Source organism: Bradyrhizobium sp. 142 (assembly GCF_023074015.1).
Taxonomy (GTDB): domain Bacteria; phylum Pseudomonadota; class Alphaproteobacteria; order Rhizobiales; family Xanthobacteraceae; genus Bradyrhizobium.
Map to the genome: position 1 here is coordinate 1 of NZ_JADPKQ010000476.1, position 1,242 is coordinate 1,242.

The following is a 1,242-nucleotide window of genomic DNA, read 5'->3' on the forward strand; positions in this document are numbered from 1 at the left end:
GCAGGGCTGTCCCGGGAAAATCACACATAGATGAGCTCCAGCTGGTCGAGAGAGAACCTGGGCTTTGGCTTGCTGGGATTGACTGGCGGAGGCTTGTCGATTTCTGCGATCGGAATTCGTGTGAAAAGGCGTTGGCAAACGAGTTCAGCGAGGCGCAGGTCCAGCATCCTCAAGGAATTCAGTCGTCGGGCGAGGCGTAGGAGCAGATAGGCGATCATCGCAGCGATGATTTGCAGGCGAATGGCGTTGTCGTTCTTGCCCATGAACTTGCGAAGATTGAGATGCTGCTTGATCCAGCGGAACAGCAGTTCAATCTGCCAACGACTTTTATAGAGAGCCGCAATCTCGACTGCCGTGCGTTTGAGATCATTGGTGATGAGAGTAATCACTCCACCTTTGTCACGCTTGACCCTGATGCGTCGCAATGGAATCGGCAGACTGGAATCGCCCTTGCTGGCGAGCACGACATCGGCGTCATCGATGATTTTAAAGCCGTCGCCGATGGTCTTGCGCACGTACCGGGATTTCGTCTTGCGCAAGCGCGTGTTCACCTTGGCGCGCGTGACGAAGAAAGCGTTGGCGGCGTTGATCTTCTTCCACCAGCCAAAGTGATAGTAGCCTTTGTCGAAAACGTAGGTCGCACCGGCTTCGAGTTCGGTTTGACGGCCGATCTCGACGTCATTGACGGTCGCCGGCGTAATCTCGACGCAACGCGGGACATCCTTTCCTGGGTGATAGACGACGTGCATCTTCAAGCCGCGGATACGACCATTCCATTCGGCCCATTCGCACATCTTGCCCAACGGGATCGGACTCGAATCGATCAACCGAACCATCTCGGTCCCTTCCACCCGCGTGTGTCGATCGGCCTTCTTCGCCAGCATGGCGAAGGTTTCCGCGAAAACGCCCACCGGACGACGTGCATTCGCACGCGAGAGCGTCGAGCGAGGAATGTTCCTCGCCCCCAAATGGTAGTGCTGATGGGAGTTTGCCTTAAAGGTCGCTTCGACAGCGCGCAGACTGGCGACCGCGCTCAACTGGGCACCCACCATCGTCACAAGATGTTCCCAGCTTTTGAAGGTTTTATCGTAGGCATTGCCGTTATGGCGCTCCACAATTTCCCGAAATTGCCGTCGATCGATCGGTTTGAGGAGCTCTCCAAAGATGCTATTCATGTATTGCATGCCCGGCCCTTTTCTGTGTCTCGACAACCAGAAAGTATCCGGTTCACGCTGGATTTGC

1 protein-coding gene is annotated in these 1,242 nt (G+C 55.6%); it reads right to left on the reverse strand.

Annotation, left to right across the window (positions count from 1 at the left end):
• Positions 1–20 precede the first annotated feature (20 nt).
• Entirely contained in the window at positions 21–1,184 is a 1,164-nt protein-coding gene (locus IVA82_RS43210; protein WP_247387347.1) for an IS4 family transposase, read from the reverse strand.
• Positions 1,185–1,242: the final 58 nt, after the last annotated feature.